We start from the raw sequence: 19,932 nt of genomic DNA on the forward strand, positions 1-19,932 counted from the left end.
GGGCGCGATGATTCTGGATCCCAGCGGGCGCGGCGCCACGGCCCGGCAGCTCACCCTGGCCGGGCTCGGCATGATCACCGCCATCGCCCTCGTGCTGTTCCTGCTCGGGCTGCGCTACACCGGCCGCTTCGAGGAGAAGACCACCGTGACAGCGGTGCTCACCAGCACCGGCGACGGGCTGCCGGCCCGCGCGGACGTGAAGTTCCGCGGCATGATCGTCGGCCGCGTCGAGGATGTCGCGGTGGCCGCGCGCGGCGAGAGCCAGCGGGCCGTGCTGGCACTGCAACCGCAAGTGGTACAGAGCATTCCGGCGACCGTGGCGGCGCGGGTGGTGCCGTCCAACATCTTCGGCGTGACGGCGGTGGAACTCGTCGACACCACGGCGACGTCCGCGACGTTGCGCGCGGGGGCGACGATCCCGGAGGACCACAGCGCGGCGACCGTGCAGTTGCAGACCGCGCTGGACGTGTTGCGCACGGTGCTGAACAACATCCAGCCGGAGAAACTGGGGCGGGTGCTGTCCACGCTCGCGGCCGCGCTGGATCCCTCGGCCCGGGTTCCCGGGTCCACCGTGGAACGGCTGGACCGGTGGCTCACCGAGGTGCGCGGCACCGACGGGATCGGCGATCTGCTCGGCAATCTGGGCCGCGCGGCGTCGGCGCTGAGCGTATCGGCGCCGGATCTGGTGGATACGCTCGCGAAGTCGGTCACCACCGCCCGCACGCTCACCGAACAGCGCACGGCCCTGGTGCAGCTGCTCACCGGCGGCGGCCACGCCGTGGACACCGTGAACGGCCTGTTCGCCCGCAATCCCGATTCCGGGAAGTTCCTGGTGTCCGGCCTGAACGGCCTGTTCGCCAGCCTGGCCGAGGATCCGCAGGCCATCCCGTACGCGATCGCGACGTTGAACACCGCGCTGCAACGACTGCAGGGCACCTTCACCTTCGGTCCGAAGAAACAGATGCTGTGGAAGATGGACGTGTCGTTCACGCCCTTCCAGCAGTACACGGCGAAGGACTGCCCGCACTACGGGCCGATGGCCGGCCCGCGTTGCGGTGGCTCCAGCGTGCCGGATGTCGCTCCGCCACAGGACTATCCGCCGCAGCTGATGCCGCACCGGCTCGAGGCGGCCGGTCCCGCGCCGGTCGTCCCGGCGCTGCCCACCGGACCGGGAGCGCCTGCCGTGCCGGGAGCGCCTGCCGTGCCGAATGTGCCGGGGATTCCGGGCTTTCCGATGATCCCGGCGATTCCGGGTATCACCGCGCCGGCGGCGCCCAATGCTGCCGGGCCGGTGGGGCCCGGTGCCGCTGCGCCCGCAGCGCCCGCAGCGCCGAATGCCGGCGGGCCGGTGGGGCCAGGTGCCGCTGCGCCCGCGGCGCCGAATGCCGGCGGGTCGGTGGGGCCCGGCGGGGCGGGCTCGGGCCCGCCCACGCCCGGCGCGGCGAATCCCGGTGGGCCGGCGACTGATTCCGGGTCGCCCGGCGCGTACCCCGGCGGGGCGGATACCGAGCCCGCCGGACTGCGCGGCGCCGACGCTGTCGCGGCGCTCGTCGGCGGTACGCCGAACATGGCGCAGGTCCTGCTGCTGTCGCCGGTACTGGCCGGTGGCTATCTGGTTCCCGCGGACGGGGAGGGCTGATCGTGAAATCCGGAAAGGCGCTGGCGGGCTTCGGGATCTTCGCCGTGATCGCGATAGTGCTCTCGTACACGATCTATTCCACCCTGGAACGGTCGGTTCCCGGTCGTACGCACGACTATTCGGCGGTTTTCTCCGATGTGCTGGGTCTGCGGGTCGGCGACGACATCCGGATGGCCGGGGTGCGGGTCGGCCGGGTCGACAAGATCGACTTCACCGACGGGTACCGGGCCGCGGTCGGATTCCGGATCCAGAGCGATCAGCATCCGACCAGCACGACCAAGGCGATGGTGCGCTACCAGAATCTGATCGGGCAGCGCTACATCGCGCTGCTGCCGGGTAAGGATCCCGGGCAGCCGCTGCCGGCCGGTGGCCGGATCCCGATCGAGCGGACCGAGCCGTCCTTCGACGTCTCCTCGCTGTTGTCGGGATTCGAACCGCTGTTCAGTGTGCTGCAACCGGATCAGGTGAACTCGCTGTCCGAAACGCTGATCCAGGCCCTGCAGGGCAACGGGGTGTCGCTGAGTGCGCTGGTGACCCAGGCGGCACAGCTGGCGACCACCTTCGGGCAGCGCGATCGCATCCTCGGCGAGGTGATCACCAATCTCAGCAGTGTCATCGACGGCCTGTCGCATCGCAGCAACGAGCTGGAAACCTTGATCACCCAGGCGCGTTCGCTGGTGGAGGCGCTGTACGCACAGGGCACCGCGCTGAAATCGTCGGTGGAACGCGTTGCGACGGCGACGGATTCGCTGTCGGGCATCATCGCGCAGGTGCAGCCGAACCTGGCCGACGCTCAGCACCAGGCCACCGCGGGTGTCGCGCTGCTGCTGCTCAACGGCGCCTCGCTGGACCAGGTCGCGGTGGAGTTCCCCGACATCTTCAACGCCGTCGCGCGATTCAGCAGCTACGGCACCTACGGCAACGCCTACATCTGCAGCCTGGACGTGTCGCTGTGGGGCGTGCTCTTCCCGCCCGGACTGTTCAATCAGGTGGGCGGCCAGTCCCATTCGGAGGTGTGCCGATGACGACACGACCACGCCGGTTCCGGGTTCCGGCGATCCGCTACCCCGGTTTCCTGGCCAACCGTTATCTGCGGCTGGGCCTGATCGCCGCCGGCGTCGTGGTGCTGTTGCTGGTCGGCTCGACCGTGCTGAAGCAGGCCCGGCTCGGAGACCGCGCCATCTCGGCGGAATTCGAACAGGCCGCCGGGCTGCGCCCGGGGGCGACGGTCGACGTGTCCGGCATCGAGGTCGGGCAGGTGTCGAGCGTCGCGCTCGACAAGGGCAAGGTGCTGGTCGGCATGAAGGTGCGTCGCGACATCCGGCTCGGTGACGACGCGCGGGCGGCTATCGAACTCTCGACGATCCTCGGCCGGTTGCACGTGGATCTGACGCCCGGTAGCGGACCGAGCTTGCCGGGCAACCGGATTCGGCTCGATCACACCTCGGTGCCGTACAACCTCGGCAAGGTCATCCAGGATCCGCAGTACAAGTCGTCGTTCGAGCGGATCGAGCGGCTCGACCCGCAGAAACTGCGGCAGGCATTGGATCTGGTGAACCAGCAGATGGGCGACTCGCCTCAGCTGGCCGTCCAGGCGCTCGACAGCGTCGGTGCGCTGGCGAAGGTGGTCAACGATCGCCGCGACGAGGTGGACACGCTGCTGAAGGGCATGGACAAGGTGTCGGAACTGGTCGCCGACAACCAGAACAGCGTGCTGTTGCTGCTGACCCGCGGCGAGGCGATCGGCAGGGCCGTGCAGCAGCGGCAGACGCTGCTGAAGCAATTGCTCGACAACATCGCGTCGCTGTCGAAACTGTTGCAGCAGATGGGTTTGGAGAACAACAACCAACTGTCGCCGCTGATCGGCGATCTGAACACCATGTCCGAGGGCCTGCAGAAGAACCAGGCCAACCTGGACCGGCTCTATCAGGTGATGCCGGTGGCGCTGCGTCAGTTCGACAACGTGCTCGGCGACGGTCCCTACGGAAATGTCTACGCGCCGTGGATTTTCCCGGACAACTGGCTGTGCTTCGCGCAGGCCGTCGCCGGATGCAAGTGAGGCGGGGAGCAGCAATGACGAGATTCGGAAATCGGGTGAAGACGGCCGTGCTGTGCGCCGTCGCCTCGCTCACCTCGGCGTGCGGACTGCTGCCGAGCACCCTGACCGCGGTGCCGAACCAGTACCTCGGCAGTCGCATGACCGTGACCGCCGACTTCGAGAACGTCGCCGGCCTGTACGCGGGCAACGACGTCGCGGTGCTGGGCGTTCCGGTCGGCACCGTCGCCTCGGTGACGCCGAAGGGCACCTACGTGCAGGTGGTCATGTCGCTGGACCGCGGTGTGCAGATTCCCGCCGATGCCATGGCGGCGCTGGTGAATCCGCAGCTGATCACCAATCGGCACGTCGAGCTGGCGCCGGCCTACACCGGGACCGGCCCGACTCTCACCGACGGCGCCTATATTCCCCTGCAGCGCACCAGGGTTCCGGTCGAGCTGGATCGCATCCTGGAGAACTTCGCGCAGCTCGGTGACGCGCTGAAGGGCGACAACCAGACCGGCCCGCTGGCCAGCCGGGTGTTGTTCCCGTTGCTGAACGGCAACGGTGATCGGCTGCGGGAAACCCTCGACGCCTTGTCCTCCGCGTTCGAAGTGACCTTCGCCAACAAGGACCAGATCTCCACCACCATCATCAAACTCAACGACATCACCCAGGTGATCGCGTCCAACGACCAGACGGTGCGCGACTTCAGCGGGCGGCTGACCGAATTGGTGCGACTGATGGGTGACCAGGCGCCGGGTATCCAGGCGGTGCTGACCCAGCTCGACGATTTCGTCACCGACACCGCGAGCCTGGTGGGGGAGAACAAGCAACAGCTGGCCGGGGCCCTGAACCGGTTCCTGAGCATCACCGCGGACATGCGGGCGAACTCGCGCAACCTCACCGAGATCGTGGACCTGTTCCCGCTCACGTTCCAGAATCTGTCCAATGCCACCAGCCGGGACGACCGGGCGCTGCGATTGCATGCGCTGCTGGACAAGTCGGTGCTCGACAGCGAGGCGTTGTCGACGTTCTGCGAGCGGATCCAGATGCGCCTGGACGGCTGCCGCACCGGCAAAATCCAGGACTTCGGTCCCGACTTCGGCCTCACCGCCGCACTGTTGGGGATTGCGAACGCGAAATGAGCCTGCGCACAACGACGATCGGTGGCCTGATCACCGCGGTCGCCCTGCTCGGCACGAGCGGCTGTGCGGTCACGGTGGATTCCGTGCCGATGCCCAAGCCCGGCCTCGGGCGTCCGGGCTACACCATCCACGCGGCGTTCACCGATGCGCTGAACCTGCCCGACCACGCGCAGGTGAAGATCGGTGGCACCGATATCGGCATCGTCACCGGGATCCACACCACGAATTTCGTGGCCGATGTGCAGTTGCTGATCCGCGACGACATCCGGCTGCCGAAGGGCACCACCGTCGAACTGCGGCAGGCGACTCCGCTCGGTGACATGTTCGTCGCGATGAGCCTGCCCGCGGCGAAGGACGCGGGCGAGCCGATGCGCGACGGCGATTCCATCGGCACGGACCACACCGCCGCCGGCGCCTCGGTGGAACAGCTGATGATGTCGGTGTCGTTGCTGCTCAACGGCGGTGGCATCAACCAGGCCGCGAAGATCACCACCGAGATGAACTCCATGTTCGCCGGGCGGGCGCCGCAACTGGCTCATCTGCTCACCGAGTTGACCGCTGCCATCGCGGCATTGAACCAGCGCACCGGCGACATCGACTCGACGCTCATCGGCCTGAACTCGCTGTCCGGCGCGCTGGCCCAGCGCAAGCGTGATCTGGGTGCCGCCGCCGACACGTTCCCGGCCCTGATCGGCCTGCTCACCGAGAACAACCAGCAGATGGTGGAACTGCTCACCAAGGTGGCCACCACCACCGACGCGCTCGGTGACTTCGCGACCACCACCGGCGACGATTTCGTGAGCCTGTTCCAGAGCATTCAGGCCCTGATGTCGGCCTTCGCCCACAGCGATCAGCTGACCGGCGCGCTCGACGGCGTCCACACGCTGTATCCGTCGCTGATGGCGAGTATCCGGGGGCCGGCCCTGGCGGTCGCGGCGACCGTGTCCTATCTGAGTATCGGCGCGCTCACCGATCCGGCGGGCAGCCGCCCGCCGGAGGTCGGCGACGTGGGGCAGTTCATCGGGAGTCTGCAGCAGGTGTTCGAGAAGGTGTTCGGCCGCTTGAACAGTCCGCCGCCGCCACCGGGGGGCACGCCGGATCCGGCTGCGCCGCAACCGCAACCGGGAGGGGGCCGGTGAACCCGCCGCTGTGGTACTGGGTGGTGCGGCATCGCATCGCCATCGCCAATATCGCGTTGATCGCGGTGCTGATCGTGGGTTGCGGTTACATCGGCGGGTCCGTGCTGCGATTCGACCCGCTGCCGCACACCTACGATGTCACCGTCGAACTCGCCACCTCGGGCGGCCTGCGCGCCGGCAACGACGTCACCTTCCGGGGCAGCAGGGTCGGAAAGGTCGCGGCGGTACGGGTTTCCGGCGACGGCGTCGCCGCCGTCGCCCGGATCGACGACTCCGCCCGGATTCCCGTCGGCGGCGCGGTCGCCGTCGGCCGGTTGTCCGCGGCCGGTGAGCAATACCTGGACTTCCGGCCCGATTCCGACACCGGGCCGTATCTGCGCGACGGTGCGCTGGTGGAACGCTCGCGCACCCGGACACCGGTGCCGATCCAATCGGTGTTCACCAACCTCAGCGATTTCATCGGCGGCCTGAACCCGGACCGGCTCGACACGATCGTCGACGAACTGGACAAGGCACTGGCGGGTGGTCCGGACAAGTTGCGGGACTTGGTCTCCGGGCTCAGCCACGCCATGAACGGGCTGAACGAGCTGCTGCCGCAGACGCGGCAACTGCTGGAGAACCTCGAGATCATCGCCGACACCACCCAGCACGCGCAGCCGGATCTGAGCACGCTGACGAAATCCGGCAGCGCGCTGTTCGATCAATTCGCTTCCGCCGATCAGGAATTGCGCACGCTGCTGCAGCAGGCGCCGGGGCAGCTGGCCACGCTGGACGGATTCATCTCCGAAACCCAGGATCCGATCACCGATCTGGTGACGAACTTCGTCGCGATCACCAAGGCGGCCAAACTGCGCGCGCCGGCCATCGCGGCGCTGTTCCCCTCGCTGCGAGCCGGTTCCGAGGCGCTGGGCATCCCGGCGTACGACGGGATGTATCACACGCTCGTCGACATCTGGCCCAGGCCGACCTGCGAGTACGACACGATCCCGGTGGTCGCCACCGACGTGCAGGCCGATACCCGGGTGCGCCTCTACAACTACTGCGTCACCAGCAATCCGGCCCTGCAGATCCGCGGCGCCGCCAACGCGCCCCGGCCGGACGTCCCCGACAACGGGGCCACCGCGCCGCCGGGCGTCTCCGGCAACGAACTGTCCCAGCCCGTCCCTGCCCGATAGGAGAATTCAGATGAGCGACAGAGAAGTCGCACCGCCGTCGAGCGACGGGCCGGACCGTGCAGCGGTCGACACCGCGGCGGAGCCGTCCGATCGCACGGTGTCCGAACGCGCCGACGCCACCACGGACCGGTCGGCCGATGCCGCGTCGGTGGGACCGGCCGCGACGGCGACGATCCACGGCGATTCCACGGCGGCCCGCACGCCCGATCCGGCTGTGCCGCAGCCGGACTCCGTCACCATCCCGCAGCCGGCAGCAAGTGGTACGCCGGCGCCCGGCGGCTCGGCCGTGGCGAAATCCGCGGCCGGCGATTCGAAGTCGCGCACACTGCGCATCACCGTGCCCGCGCCGGGCCGGGCCGGGCGGCTGGTGATTCAGGCGGTGGTGCTGCTGGCGCTGGTGGCCGCGACCGTTTCGACGGTGTTCTTCTACCACCGGGATCACCAGCAGCACGAACTGGCGGTAGCCGAACGGGACGCGCGCACCGCCGCCTGCGCCTACGCACCGGTGCTAGCCAACTACGACGCCAAGAACCTGGACTCCTATTTCGCCGCGGTTCTCGCCGGCGCGACCGGCGACTGGCACAAGCAGTTCGACGCCACCAGCAAGGATCTGCGCGACGTCCTCACCCAGGGCCAGGTGGTGTCGAAGGCCACCGACGTGCAGTGCGGAATCCGCACCAGCGACCGGGATTCGGCCGAGGCCGTCGTGGTGATCGGCCAGACCATCACCAGCCTCGGCACCCAGGGCAAGCCCGCGCCGGGACAGTTGTCGATGGTGATGCGGTTGCAGCGGACCGGCGGCCACTGGCTGGTCGACAAGGTGAATTCGCCACTGGCGCAACCGTCGCAGCCGTGACGCCGGCGGATCAGGCCGTGGCGGAACGCTCCTCGATCCGGGTGAGCGCCGCGTAGATCTCGCTCTCCACCGCGAGCAGCGCGATATCGCCGCGGCGCCGCGGCCGCGGTTCGTCGATCACGAATTCGCGGGCGACCCGGCCCGGCCGCGGTGACAGCAGGATCACCCGGTCGGCGAGGTAGACGGCCTCGCCGACGTCGTGGGTCACGAAGACGACCGTCCGGCGCCGGGATTCCCACAGCGCCAGCAGATCTCGCTGCAACTGGATGCGGGTGAGGTGGTCCACCGCGCCGAACGGCTCGTCCATCAGCAGCACGTCCGGCTCGGCCGCCAGCGTCCGGGCGATGCCGGCGCGCTGGCGCATCCCGCCGGACAGCTGATGCGGGTACTTCTTCTCGAAGCCCGAAAGACCCACCTGGGCAAGGTATTCGGTGGCCACGCGGCGGCGTTCGGCCTTACCCACGCCGCGGAACTCCAGCCCGAGCTCCACGTTGCGCTCGACGGTCCGCCACGGATACAGCGAGGCGTCCTGGAACACCACCCCGAGGCGATCGTTCGTGCCCCGGACCGGTTCGCCCTCGAGCAGCACCGCACCCTCGGTCGGCTGCTGCAGCCCGGCGAGGATCTCCAGCAGGGTGCTCTTCCCGCACCCGCTGGGCCCGAGCAGCACCACGAACTCGCCGTCCTCGACGGTCAGGTCGATACCGTCGAGCGCGCGTACCGGGGGATCGGTGGGGAACTGCTTGCCCAGTCCCCGTACTTCGAACGTTGCCACGGGTGTGTCACCTCACTGCTGTCGGGCCGCCGCGGTTATCCGGCGCTCAGTTGGCCGGCTTCGGATAGGAGAACGGCTTCACGAACTCCTGCGGGATGAACCGGGTGTCGATGTATTTGTCGGCGTCGTAGCGGCTGTTCTGGAAACCCACCGAGATCTCGATGTCCTGGGTGTCCGAGATGGCCTTCGGGTCGATCGCCGGATTGTCGTCCCAGATGTCGTCCTCCTGCTTCAGCGCCGCCTCGACCGCCTGCGGATCGATCGTGCCCAGCTTGGACTTCAGCCACGGCAGATATTCGTCGTGGTGTTCCTTGGCGTAGGTGTAGGCCGTGAAATACGCGCGCAGTCCGTGCCGCAGCAGATCGGGATTCTTGTCGACCACGTCGTTACCGGCGATCAGCACGCCGGTGTGATAGCTCGGCAGATAGTCCCAGCCGCGCGCGAGAGTGACGGATTTACCCTGCAACTGGCCGAGCGCGGGGAACGGCTGGTGAATGATGGTCGCGTCGACCTGCCCGGTGGTGAGCGCGCCGTACGCCTGCTGATTGACGCCGTCCGCGACGAATTTCACGTCCTTGTCCGGATCGACACCGTTGGCGCTGAGGATCTTCCGCGTGTACGTCTCCATACCGCTGCCGGCGACGGCGATGCCGACCGTCTTGCCCTTCAACTCAGCGACCGAGTTGATGCCCGGCCGCGCGACGAGGAAGAACGGTCCCTTGCTGCGGAACGCGGAGCTGACGATCTTGATCGGCGCACCCTTCGCGGCCGCGCGCAGATAGCTGTTGGTCGGGCCGAACGCGAAGGTCAGCTCGCCGGTGGCCACGCCGGTCACCGCGTCCTGGACCTGCGTGAACTTCACGTCCAGGCCCTCCTTGGCGAAGATTCCCTTCTCCACGCCGAAGCGGAGCGGCAGCTGGGTGTATTCGGTGCTGTCCTGCAGCGTCAGAGTGGGTTTCCCGCCGGTTCCGGAGCTGTTGCCGGACAGCGAATCGACCGCCCCCGAGCAGCCGCTCACGACCAGCGCGAGTGCGGCGGCGCCGACGAGTGCGGCGAGGGATTTCTTGTTGAACACGATATGTCCTTCGATACTGAGATGTTCCGGCGTGAAAATGCCGGATCAGACGTATTTCCAGCGGAGCAGGACCTTCTTCTCCAGCTGGTCGACGGCGGTGATGATGAGCACGGAGAACACCGTGATCGACAACACCAGGGCGAACAGTTTGGCGGTGTCGTACACCCCGATGGCGCGGTTCAGCATGTTCCCGAGCCCGGCCTTGGAGGCGACGATCTCACCGAACAACGCGGCCACCAGCGCGGTGCCGGTTTCCACCCGCAGCGCCGCCACGATGCTCGGCGCCGCGGACGGCAGGATCACCTTCACGATCGTTTGTATTCGCGAGGCGCCGTGGGCGCGTGCCACTTTCAGATGGCTGTCCTGCACCTGCCGGATCCCGGCGATCGTGTTGAACACGAACAGGAAATAGCCGAACAGGAAGACGATGACAATCTTGTGATTCACCCCGACGCCCAGATACAGCGTCAGCAGCGGAATGATCGTCACCTTCGGCACCGCCATCGCCGCGGCGACGAACGGATTGAGAAAACGTTCCCCGGCCCGGGACAGGCCCATCCAGATACCGGTCGAGACGCCGATCACGAAGGCGAGCGCGGTGCCCGCCACCGCCTCGTAGAGCGTGATCAGCAGATTGCCGAACAGATGTTCCTGAATGATGAGATGCGGGAACACGCGCAGGATCTGGGTCGGCGACGCGAGGTAGATCGTGCCGATGCGACCGGAATCCACCAGCCACTGCAGCAGTCCCAGCACCGCGGCCACGGTGAGCAGTTGCCCGCCGAGGACCGCCAGGTTGCGCCGCGACAACGCGCCACGCAGCCGTCGGGCGCGGGTGGCGGCCGGCGTCCGCGACTCGGTCGTCACCACCCGATCGGCGACGAGCTCGGCATGGTCGAGGGTCATCGTCACAGTCCTTCCGTGTGCGAGGGGAGATCAGACGGCGAGCCGGGGGCGCCGCGCGGCGGGCCGGGCCAGGCCGAGGTGGTCCCGGAACGTCGTCCCGGGATATTCGGTGCGAAAAAGCTTGCGCCGCTGCAACTCCGGCACGACCAGCTCGGTGAAGGCCCGCACCGAACCGGGCACGAAGTCCGGAAAGATGTTGAACCCGTCCGCGGCCCGCTCCTCGAACCAGTACTGGATGTGGTCGGCCACCTCGACGGCGTCGCCGACCACCGTGCGGGTGCCGACGGTGATGCCGTTGATCAGATCGAAGAACGTGATCGGCGCCGCGCCGGCGACGGTGCGGCGGGTGGTTTCGGTGATGCCCGCGAACACCTTTCGTCCCTCCGGCCCCGAGCGGTCGAAGATCTCGCGCGGCACCGGATCGTGGTGCCCGTAACCGGTCACGTCGACGTCGAGGACCTGGGACACCGAGGCGAGGTTGCGCTTCGGTCCCTGCCCGAGGCCGCCGAACCGGACCTTGTCCACCACCTCGCCCTCCGGATCCAATGGCAGCAGCGCGTTGAGCCGGTCGTAGACCGCCACCGCCTCGGCGGTCGTGGCGCCCGCCACCACGCTGAGACCCGGCAGGATCCGGATGTCGTGATCGGTGCGCCCGTAGCGGGCCGCGCGTGCCTTGACATCGGCGTAATACTCTTGCGCCGCTTCGAGATTCGGCGCTCCGGCGAAGATCACGTCGGCCTCGCGGGCGCCGAGCTCCCGGGAGCGGTCCGAGGTGCCCGCGTGCAACAGGACCACCTGTCCCTGCGGTGGCCGGGCCACATTCAACGGCCCGCGTACCGAGAAGTGCGGGCCCGCATGGTCGATCGTGCGCAGCTTCGACTCGTCCAGGAACCGGCCCGCGGACTTGTCGCGCGGGAACGCGTCGTCCTCGGTGCTGTCCCACAGCGCGCGTACGACGTCGACGAATTCGTCGGCCCAGTCGTAGCGTTTCTCGGTGTCCCAGTGGGCGTCCCGGCTGAAGTTGTGGGCGGCCGCGCCGTCGGCGCCGGTCACCAGATTCCAGGCCGCGCGGCCGCCGCTGAGATGGTCCAGCGAGGCCAGCAGCCGCGCCACGGTATACGGGTCGTAGTAGGTCGGATTCGCGGTGACGGCGATGCCGATGTGCGAGGTCGCCGCCGCGATCGCGGCGGCCACCGTGAACGGTTCCATCCGCGACATCTGTGCCGGATTGGTCTTGGCCAGTGCGGGATCGGTCGCCAGCCGGTCGCCGAGGAACAGGAAGTCGAACTTCGCCGCCTCCACGAGGCGGGTCACCTCCTGGATGAAGGCGATGTCGAAGGCGCCGTCGGCCTTCGCGCCCGGATAACGCCACCCGGCGGTGTGCGTTCCGGTGGCCCAGAACATCAGTCCCAAGTGCAGTTCACGCTGTGGTTCGGACATGGTCTACCGCCCTCCGGACGTCGTATCGGCTGGTGCCCAGTGGTTCGCCGGGCGATCCAGGCCCAGATGCGCGCGCAGCGTGGTGCCCTCGTAGTCGCGGCGGAACAGGCCGCGGCGCTGCAACTCCGGGATCACCGAGGCCACGAATGTCTCCAATTGCTCGGTGAGATAAGCGGATTGGATGTTGAAACCGTCGGAGGCGCCCGCGTCGAACCAGGCCTGGATGTAGTCGGCGATGTCGACCGGATCGCCGACCACGACATGGCCGCCGACGATGTGCGTGTAGAGCAGATCCAGGACGGTCAGCGGCCGGGTGCCGCCGACGGATCGGCCGGTGCGGGCCCGGGCGGCGGCGAGCAGCCCGCGGCCCGCCGGGTTCAGCCGATCGGCGGTCGCGGCGTCGATCGGATCCGCCGGCTCGGCGCCGGTGAGATCGACGCCCACGCGCTGCGACAGCGCGCCCAGGTTGCGCAATCCACGTCCCTGCGCCTCTCGTGGCGGCGGTGGTGAATCCGGCGACCACACGGCGGGATCCTGTCCGCCGAAACGGATGTCGTCGTCGAGGACGATCAGCGCGTTGAGCCGGTCGTAGCGGTCGCGGGCCTGCTGCCGGGTCGCCGCCACGATCGGGGTGAGGCCCGGCAGGATCGCGACATCGGCCGGATTGCGGCCGAATTCGGCCGCGCGGCGGCGGATGTCGTCGGAGTACCGCTTGCCCTGCTCGATCGTGGCGGCCGCGGCGAACAACACGTCGGCGTCGCGCGCGCCCAGATCCCGTGAGCGGTCCGAGGTTCCGGCGTGCAGGATCACCGGATGCCCCTGCGGCGGCCGGGCGACGTTCAGCGGCCCGCGCACCCGGAAGGTCCGGCCCTCGTGGTCCACCCGGTGGATCTTCTCGCCGTCGACGAATTCGCCGGTCTCCGGATTCCGGATGAACGCGTCGTCCTCCCAGCTGTCCCACAACCGGCGGACCAGGCCCACGAATTCGTCGGCGCGGTCGTACCGCGCGGTCGCGTCGCCGTGTTCGGTGCGGGTGTAATTGTCCGCGGCCCGCCCGTCGGCGCCGGTGACGATGTTCCAGGACGCGCGCCCGGCCGAGATGTGGTCCAGCGACGCCGTCAGCCGGGCGAGGTTGAACGGTTCGTAATAGGTGGGGTTGGCCGTCACCACGAGGCCGATCCGGGTGGTGAGCGTCGCGATGTATGCCGCGGCGGTGAACGGTTCGATCCGCGACAGCACCGAGGTGTTGGTGTACTGGTATTCCGGCCCGGTGGCGAGGCGGTCGCCGAAGAAGAAGAAATCGAATTTGCCGCGCTCGGCCAGCTGTGCCAGTTCGGCGATGTAGCGGCCGTCGAAACCCCGGTCGTGCACGGCCTCGGGCAGCCGCCAGCCCGCCGGATGGGTGCCGTTCGACCAATACATGTACCCCAGGTGCAGGGTGCGATTCCGGCCGGAATCCGTCGTCATGTGTCCACCTCGCGAGAGAAGAGAAGAGTGCCGGTGCCGCGTGCCGTCAGGCCGGGACCGACCCGGTGACCTGGCCCGGCGCGCCGCTGAGATCGCCGGTGAACAGCGCGGACAGTTCGGCGAATTCCGCCGGGGACGGCCGCCATCGGGCCGCGCTCAGATTGTCGTCGAGCTGTTCGGGCCGGGTGATCCCCGCGATCACGCTCGACACGGATTCGTGTGCCAGCAGCCATCCGAACGCGAGCGCGGTCGGCGTCACCCCGCGTTGGCGGGCGAATTCCGCGTAGCGGTCGAGCGCGTCCCACGGTGCGGCGTCGAGCAGATGCTTCTTCAGATTGGTGATCTTGGCATCGGCCGGTGCGGTATCCCGCCGGTATTTGCCCGTCAGCAATCCGTTCTGCAACGGGAAATAGGGAAAGAAACCGAGCCCGTACGCGGCCAGCGCGGGCAGCAATTCCGTGGCGGGCTCCCGCCACAGCAGGTTGTATTCGTTCGTCGCCGAGACGAATCGGGTCAGGCCGTGGATCCGGGCCACGTATTCGGCGTCGGCGACCTGCCAGCCGGCGAAATTGGAACTGCCGATGTACCGGATCTTGCCCTCGCGCACCAGATCGTCGAGCACCGACAACGTCTCCTCGATCGGGGTGACCGGGTCGGGAGTGTGGATCTGGTACAGGTCGATCCAGTCCGTGCCGAGGCGGCGCAGCGACGATTCCACGGCCAGCCGCACATAGCGGCGCGAACCGCGGACGCCCCAGTCCGGCCCGTTGAGCCCGTCGAGCCCGATGCCGAACTTGGAACCGATAACGACGCGATCCCGGTTGCGCCCCAGCGCCTTTCCGAGCATGGTCTCGCTCTGGCCCGGCCGTTCACCGTAGACGTCGGCGACGTCGAAATAGGTGATGCCCAGATCCAGGGCCCGGCCGACGATCGCGTCGACGGCGGTCTGGCTGTCGGCGATCATGCCCGTGCGGCCGAAGGTGCTGGCGCCGATGCCCACCTCGGACACCACCAGCCCCGACCGGCCGACCGCCCGAAAGCCCTCGGGGAGAGCGGTTCTCGCCGGTGGTGAAGTGACGGCGGTGGACGGCGACGGGCTGAGCGCAGGTGCGGACATCGGCTTCTTTCACATCTGTGCCGGAACGAGCGGATCCGGACCCCGAGATTCGAGCAAGGCCGAGCGTAGGGACGCAGAGATCCGGCAACAAGGGATGCTGTTCCGTTGATCGGAATAGTTGACATGTCCGAATTGCTGTGCCGTAGCACGGGCTGCCAGTCCAGCGGCACCTCATTGCCCGGTTCGCCGGTCTGTGTGAGGATGGAATTCCGATAGGTGGAATACATGCGGGCGCCGGGGTGGGTCCGGACGGAAGGGATCGCCGATGACGGTGGACGGCTCCGCGTTGCAGACGGTGTCGCGGGCGCTCGGGGTGCTGCGCTGTTTCCAGGGCGATGCGGAACTCGGTGTCACCGAGATCGCCCGCGCGCAACAACTTCCGATGAGCACCACGCACCGGCTGCTGCGGACCCTGCTGGAATCCGGCTTCGTCGAACAGGTTTCCGGCAGCGGCCGCTACCGGCTCGGGGTCGCGCTCGCCGAGTACGGCCATCTGGCCTACCGCCGGCACCGCGTCTACCTGGCCGAGCCGCATCTCGAACAGCTCGCCGTCGAGACCGGCACGGCGGTGTCGATCGCCGTCCGGCACGGATCCGACGCCATCAACCTGGCCTTCACCCGGTGGCGGGAGACCCACGGCCACAACCTCTCCGAGGTCAGGTTCCCGCTGCACGCCAGCGCGCTGGGTAAGGCCCTGCTGGCGTGGTCACCGGTGACCCGCGCGGAACTCGAAGCGCTGCCCTACGATCGCGGCACCGAGCGCACGCCGCGGCATGCCGCGGCGCTGTCCGCCGAACTCGATCTCGCCCGGCAGGCCGGGTACGCCATCAACGACGAGCAGACCGAATGGGGTTTCCGCATCATCGCCGTGCCGGTGTTCGGCCCGGACGGCCACGCGCGCTTCGCCATCGGCGTCCGAGGCACCACCCGGTTGATGATCCCGGAACGAATTCCCTTCCTCGCCAACCTGGCTCGCGTCACCGCCGCCACCATCAGCGCGGCGATGTTCCCCGAAGCGGAACACTGACGACGGGCGCGCCGGCGGATCAGTCCAGGACTCGGGAGAGCAGGGTGACGAGCGTATCGCGGTCGGCGCGCGGCAGGTCCCGGAGCAGATCGTCCTGCACCCGGCTCAGGGCCCGATCCAGCTCCGTCATCCGCCGCCGGCCCGCGGCGGTCAGCGTGATCAGGTTGCGGCGGCGGTCGGCCGGATCGGGTGCCCGCGCGACGTGGCCCTGCTCGGTGAGTTCGTTGAGCATGGTGTGCATATCGCTCTGGTCGATGCCGCACCGCTGGCCGATCCGCGCCTGACTGTCCGGGCCGAACTCGTCCAGGGCGGCGAGGATCGCGAAATGATAGGCGCGCCCACCGGCGGCGGCCATCGCCTCGCCGATGAGCCGATGCGCTCGCGCCGAGACCTTGCTGATCAGCCAGCTCGGCTTGCGGCGCAGCCGGTTCGGTGCCTCCTGCATCTCCATGCGCGCAGTGTAGCGAATCCCTTGGTTCGACCCAGGGATTCGGTTACTCTTGGTTCGTCCAACGTTGGACGAACCAAGGAATGAGGAGGATGGGATGACACTCGGCTGGGAAGAGGCGCGGGCGGTGAGCGCCGCGGTGCGCGCACATGCCGCCACGCTCGGCGCGCGGGTCACGGTGGCGATCGTCGACGCCGGTGGGCATGTGTGTGTACTCGACCGAATGGACGGCGCGCCACCGCTGTCGGCCCGGCTCGCGCCGGCCAAGGCCACCAGCGTCGCGCTGTTCCACCGCGACGGCGGCGAGCTGATCCAGTTGCAGCAAGCGTGGCCCGCGCTGTTCGAGTCGCTGGACCGGGTGGCGGGGGCGCCGATCGTCGCCGGCGCCGGCGCGCGGCTGCTGCGGCGCGGCGACACCGTGGTCGGCGCCGTCGCGGTGAGCGGGGGCGCCCCGGCGCAGGACGACGAATGCGCCGCCGCCGGAACGGATCCGGCGGCCCGGGGACCCGCCGCGAGCCCGTTGCCGGGATAGGTCCGCCGCCCGTCCGGCACCGCCGCCGCGTGGCCACCGGACGCCGGGCCGGGCGCGTGGTGGCGACGTGTCGGTGCCACAGTGGCCGGTTCGGCGCGATCACCGGCCCGTCTCGTCGTACGGTGAGGTGGTGTACTGGGATCCACGACCGACCGTCGCAGTCTCGGCCGGTCTGCCGGTGGCCGGCCTGGCCGGCATGCTGCTGGGACCGGCGGAGGATTATCTGCGGGGTCGGTGGGCGAATCGGGACTGGCGCAACGTACCCGGTCCCTTCTACGGCGCGATGACCGATTCCTGTTGGGTGGGAAGGCTTGTCGCGCCCGACCACATCGTGTACGAGGACGACAACGGCGGCGAGGTGGTGTTCCGCCAGCCGCGCGACGCCGCCGAGACCCAGATGGTGCTGACCGCGGCGTGGTCGGACCCCTTCCACGCCTACGCCTGCGACGGTGACGAGCACTGGACGCTGGCATCGGTCCGGGACTGGTGGGCCGAGCGGAAACGCCTGCTGGAGTGGATCGACGACACCTGCCGGGTCTGGGCCGACAGCGGCCGCAAGGACGAGCAGCACAACACCCACGGGCTGCGGGCCTACCGGCGCTACGTGGCCGACGGGCTCGAAAGATCCTTGCGGGAGTACGGGTTCTGGCTGGAGGAGCATCGCCCGGCCGCGGCCGGCGAAGGGCTGCCGGACCTCGGCCGGCGCTCGCGGACGCGTGACTAACGCAGCGGGACAACGGCTCCCGGCGAGCGCGGGAGGGCGGCTCGCAGGCGCCGGATGGTCGGATGTTCCCGTGGGGCGGCTATGCCGTACACGACGGCGAGCACGTCCTCGAGGTCGGCGAGGAGGTCGTCCGTCGTGAGCTCCGGTGGCGCGTACACGCGGCCGGTTGCCTTGTAGACCAGGCGGATCGGGATGTCGGGTGCGGGCTGGTGGTAGTCGATCGCCAGCTCGTGGCAGCCGATGCGGCGGAAGGGCGCCGGATCGGCGCCGGGGGCGAGCTCGGCGTACCAGCCGTGGAGACGACGGCGGTGCGCCAGCAGTTCGGTCTCCATCCGGGCGACGAGCGGGCGGAGCAGCCCGGCGTGGCGCAGGCGACCGGTCAGCGCGAGGTAGCCCGCGAAACCCGCTGCGGGCAGCGCGAAGAAGGAGGCCAGGCCGGTCGGCGCCGGATCGTCCCGGGTACGGCGCAGGGTCCACAGCCGGTGGCCCGGATCGGCGCGGGCCCGCCGGAACGCCGACTCCGCGACGGTCGCGGGTCCGGGTGGAAATACGCTGCGGTACAACGTCATCGCGGCGGCGAACTCGTCCTCGCCGGTGGCCGTACGGAGATCGAACGCGTCGTCGCGGCCGACGTAACGGTCCAGCGGGAGCAGGGGGACCGCGTCGGCCCGGGCGAGCGCGGTTGCCATGGCGCGGAATTCGGCGCAGTCGTCCGGCTCGTCGATGCGCATCGCCCAGCGCAGGTATTCGTGCACGGTGCTCACCACGACCGGCGCGGGGATCGCCGCCGACCAGTCCGTACGCAGCGGTTTGCCGATGAGGATCAGATTCGTGACCGGGTCCTGGTCCGGGGACAGCGCGGGCTGTACGTACGGGAAGTCCAGGCCGTGGTAGCCCCAGCGATGCCAGATCAGGGATCTGGTGACGGGATCGAGATTGTCGGTCTGGGCGGAGGTGGCCAGCGGGTCGTTCATCTCCGCGAGAATCGCGTCCAGGGGACGCCCGTGTGCGCGCCGGGCGTCCGCGTCGAGCAGGGATTCGGTGTGGGCGAGCAGCTTTCGCCCGGCGCCGCTGCCCCGGCAGGTCGGCGCGATCAGCAGGAATTCGATGACCCCGGTATTGGGCTCGGCGAGATAGTCGCTGATCGAAGCGGCCACCACCTCGCCGCCGGCCACGCCGAGCACGATGTGATAACTGTTGCGGCCGTACCAGCCCCGATGTTTGCGCCGCAGATAGCCGGCCATGTTCGCCAGCGACTCGCGCTCGTCCGGATCGGGAAACTCGGCGACGTACAGGGTGTCGTAGAAGGTGCGCAGCGTGGCGAGATCCGCGGCCTCGTCGGTGAGTTCCCGGAAGGTGATCATCGGCTACTGCATCCGGCCGATCGCGCCGAACAGCCGCTGGAACGATCCGGCGGTGAGGCTCGGCTGTTCCGGGATCAGCGGACTCGACTTCTGCAGCAGTTCCATCTCGCCGAACTCGCCACGCAGGAATTGTTCCTTGTGCTGCAGACTGTCGAGGTTGTAACGGATCGCATCGGGTTTGGTGAGATCCGTGTGCTCCCAGATCAGATAACAGTCGTTCAGCGTCGGCAGGGCGTCCGTGGCCGCCTGCTCTCTGGCCCACAGGCATTTCCACAGATAGGCCGAATAGAAGTCCGGGACCTCGCGCACGTCGGCGATGTGATGATGGTCGGAGTCGAGCAGCAGGCAGTAGTTGAAGTCGTACGGCCAGCGTTCGGCGATCGCGGCGAGTTCCGGGTTGCGCTTGCGCAAATGGTTACGGTGGCAGAGCAATCCGGTGACCTGCACCGACAGGGCCGCGACCTTACGTTCCCGCATCAGATCCCGGATGCCGGGGCGAATCGCGCGAGCGCGCTGGCCGAGCACCACGACCAATATCGAATTCGCCTCGTCGCCCTGGCCGAGCTGCCCCAGGAAGAACGATTCGTCGCCGGATCCGGCCTCGCTGGTGAAATCCCAGGACGGCGCCCATTCCTCGAACCCGGCATAGGTCCAGCGCTGAATATCGTTGCGCCCGACGGGCGTATGTCCCGGACCGGACCGCTCCCACCAGCCGTAGCTGAGCAGCACGCTGGTACAGAACTCGCCCCGCACCTGCATCGGTATCGGTCGCCGCGGCACCCGTGCGGTGGCCAGCCGCTGCCGCAGTTGCCGGACCGAGAACTGGGGGAGGGAACGTGTGGAACCCCCGCTGGGGTCGGCCAGCGGATCGCCGATGAATTCGGAGATGTGGAGGACCTTCTGGAGCAACAAGGTCAGCGGATCCGCGATCTCCGCTTTGAGGATTTCGGCGAGCAGGCCGGGGTGATAAGGGAACTCGACGTCGACAACCACGCCGTGCAATCCGGCACCGAGGGAGATCTTCCACGGCGATCTACTGCTGTCCGAATTGCCCATATCTGCCCC

At 68.5% G+C, this 19,932-nt stretch carries 19 protein-coding genes; 10 read left to right on the top strand and 9 right to left on the bottom strand.

Translation table 11 applies throughout. The features are described from left to right. The first annotated feature begins 7 nt into the window (after positions 1-7). The 7 genes from NRB56_RS06990 to NRB56_RS07020 are packed head-to-tail and all read left to right on the top strand — an operon-like array spanning position 8 to position 7,992. The gene (locus NRB56_RS06990; RefSeq protein ID WP_153339725.1) at positions 8-1,639 is read left to right on the top strand and encodes an MlaD family protein; all 1,632 of its coding nucleotides are present in this window, start codon (positions 8-10) and stop codon (positions 1,637-1,639) included. 2 nt (positions 1,640-1,641) lie between these two features. Beyond that, complete coding sequence (locus tag NRB56_RS06995; RefSeq protein ID WP_319942674.1) at positions 1,642-2,664, top strand: MlaD family protein; 1,023 nt, start codon at positions 1,642-1,644, stop codon at positions 2,662-2,664. Continuing rightward, positions 2,661-3,698, top strand: a complete 1,038-nt coding sequence (locus NRB56_RS07000) for an MlaD family protein (protein ID WP_153339727.1) — start codon at positions 2,661-2,663, stop codon at positions 3,696-3,698. The genes NRB56_RS06995 and NRB56_RS07000 overlap by 4 nt, the downstream gene beginning before the upstream one ends. Before the next feature lie 14 nt (positions 3,699-3,712). Then, a complete protein-coding gene (locus NRB56_RS07005) occupies positions 3,713-4,822 on the top strand; it encodes an MCE family protein (protein WP_153339728.1) in 1,110 nt (369 codons plus the stop codon). Continuing rightward, positions 4,819-5,961 carry an MCE family protein gene (locus NRB56_RS07010; protein ID WP_153339729.1) on the top strand — a complete coding sequence of 381 codons (1,143 nt, stop codon included), beginning with the start codon at positions 4,819-4,821 and terminating at the stop codon, positions 5,959-5,961. Before NRB56_RS07005 ends, NRB56_RS07010 begins: the two co-directional genes overlap by 4 nt. Further along, positions 5,958-7,136 (top strand): MlaD family protein, encoded by a 1,179-nt coding sequence (locus NRB56_RS07015; RefSeq protein WP_319942675.1) that lies wholly within the window; start codon positions 5,958-5,960, stop codon positions 7,134-7,136. Before NRB56_RS07010 ends, NRB56_RS07015 begins: the two co-directional genes overlap by 4 nt. Before the next feature lie 10 nt (positions 7,137-7,146). Continuing rightward, the gene (locus tag NRB56_RS07020) at positions 7,147-7,992 is read left to right on the top strand and encodes a prolipoprotein diacylglyceryl transferase (protein ID WP_194290757.1); all 846 of its coding nucleotides are present in this window, start codon (positions 7,147-7,149) and stop codon (positions 7,990-7,992) included. A gap of 10 nt (positions 7,993-8,002) precedes the next feature. Here the strand turns inward: NRB56_RS07020 and NRB56_RS07025 are convergent, their stop codons facing one another. The 6 genes from NRB56_RS07025 to NRB56_RS07050 are packed head-to-tail and all read right to left on the bottom strand — an operon-like array spanning position 8,003 to position 14,772. Beyond that, entirely contained in the window at positions 8,003-8,767 is a 765-nt protein-coding gene (locus NRB56_RS07025) for an ABC transporter ATP-binding protein (protein ID WP_319942676.1), read from the bottom strand. Between the two features lie 46 nt (positions 8,768-8,813). Further along, the gene (locus tag NRB56_RS07030; RefSeq protein WP_153339730.1) at positions 8,814-9,842 is read right to left on the bottom strand and encodes an ABC transporter substrate-binding protein; all 1,029 of its coding nucleotides are present in this window, start codon (positions 9,840-9,842) and stop codon (positions 8,814-8,816) included. A 45-nt stretch (positions 9,843-9,887) separates the two neighbouring features. Beyond that, positions 9,888-10,748, bottom strand: a complete 861-nt coding sequence (locus NRB56_RS07035) for an ABC transporter permease (protein WP_153339731.1) — start codon at positions 10,746-10,748, stop codon at positions 9,888-9,890. Between the two features lie 30 nt (positions 10,749-10,778). Beyond that, positions 10,779-12,188 carry an NtaA/DmoA family FMN-dependent monooxygenase gene (locus tag NRB56_RS07040; protein ID WP_153339732.1) on the bottom strand — a complete coding sequence of 470 codons (1,410 nt, stop codon included), beginning with the start codon at positions 12,186-12,188 and terminating at the stop codon, positions 10,779-10,781. Between the two features lie 3 nt (positions 12,189-12,191). Then, the gene (locus tag NRB56_RS07045; protein WP_153339733.1) at positions 12,192-13,655 is read right to left on the bottom strand and encodes an NtaA/DmoA family FMN-dependent monooxygenase; all 1,464 of its coding nucleotides are present in this window, start codon (positions 13,653-13,655) and stop codon (positions 12,192-12,194) included. 46 nt (positions 13,656-13,701) lie between these two features. Continuing rightward, positions 13,702-14,772 carry an aldo/keto reductase gene (locus NRB56_RS07050; protein ID WP_227837332.1) on the bottom strand — a complete coding sequence of 357 codons (1,071 nt, stop codon included), beginning with the start codon at positions 14,770-14,772 and terminating at the stop codon, positions 13,702-13,704. A 265-nt stretch (positions 14,773-15,037) separates the two neighbouring features. Between NRB56_RS07050 and NRB56_RS07055 the strand changes: the two genes are divergently transcribed. After that, on the top strand, positions 15,038-15,799 hold the full coding sequence (locus tag NRB56_RS07055; protein WP_153339734.1) for an IclR family transcriptional regulator: 762 nt from the start codon (positions 15,038-15,040) through the stop codon (positions 15,797-15,799). 19 nt (positions 15,800-15,818) lie between these two features. Here the strand turns inward: NRB56_RS07055 and NRB56_RS07060 are convergent, their stop codons facing one another. Then, entirely contained in the window at positions 15,819-16,250 is a 432-nt protein-coding gene (locus tag NRB56_RS07060; RefSeq protein ID WP_227837334.1) for a MarR family winged helix-turn-helix transcriptional regulator, read from the bottom strand. A gap of 94 nt (positions 16,251-16,344) precedes the next feature. On the opposite strand from NRB56_RS07060, the gene NRB56_RS07065 reads away from it, so the two are divergent. Beyond that, positions 16,345-16,779, top strand: coding sequence for a GlcG/HbpS family heme-binding protein (locus tag NRB56_RS07065; protein WP_153339735.1), 435 nt, complete (start codon positions 16,345-16,347; stop codon positions 16,777-16,779). A gap of 67 nt (positions 16,780-16,846) precedes the next feature. Next, entirely contained in the window at positions 16,847-17,503 is a 657-nt protein-coding gene (locus tag NRB56_RS07070; RefSeq protein ID WP_319942677.1) for a ferredoxin, read from the top strand. On the opposite strand, the gene NRB56_RS07075 is transcribed toward NRB56_RS07070, so the two are convergent. Both NRB56_RS07075 and NRB56_RS07080 read right to left on the bottom strand, forming a co-directional pair. Then, entirely contained in the window at positions 17,500-18,867 is a 1,368-nt protein-coding gene (locus tag NRB56_RS07075) for a GNAT family N-acetyltransferase (RefSeq protein WP_153339736.1), read from the bottom strand. The two genes, NRB56_RS07070 and NRB56_RS07075, sit on opposite strands and share 4 nt — an antisense overlap. Positions 18,868-18,870: 3 nt before the next feature. Continuing rightward, positions 18,871-19,923 carry a hypothetical protein gene (locus NRB56_RS07080; RefSeq protein ID WP_153339737.1) on the bottom strand — a complete coding sequence of 351 codons (1,053 nt, stop codon included), beginning with the start codon at positions 19,921-19,923 and terminating at the stop codon, positions 18,871-18,873. Positions 19,924-19,932: the final 9 nt, after the last annotated feature.

The sequence above is a fragment of the Nocardia aurantia genome (genome assembly GCF_009604425.1).
GTDB classification, from domain to species: Bacteria; Actinomycetota; Actinomycetes; order Mycobacteriales; family Mycobacteriaceae; genus Nocardia; species Nocardia aurantia.